Annotated in this window: 1 protein-coding gene; it reads left to right on the top strand. The window is 41.9% G+C overall.

Annotated elements, in window-relative coordinates:
* Positions 1-227, top strand: a 227-nt coding sequence (locus HMPREF2991_RS03290) for a hypothetical protein (protein ID WP_142350313.1), incomplete at both ends; no start/stop codon positions are given.

Here is a 227-nt window from a genome sequence, read left to right as displayed (position 1 = left end):
AACACTTTACTTTGACCAAGATGGCAAGCAAGTCAAGGGTAAAATCGTGACACTTTCAGATAAGAGTATCCGTTATTTTGATGCCAACTCAGGAGAAATGGCAGTCGGCAAGTTTGCAGAAGGTGCCAAGAACGAATGGTATTACTTTGACCAAACTGGAAAAGCAGTGACAGGCCTTCAAAAGATTGGCAAACAAACACTTTACTTTGACCAAGATGGCAAGCAAG

It is taken from the genome of Streptococcus sp. HMSC072D07, from assembly GCF_001814835.1.
Lineage (GTDB): Bacteria > Bacillota > Bacilli > Lactobacillales > Streptococcaceae > Streptococcus.
This window is presented reverse-complemented; position numbering and strand designations above follow the sequence as displayed.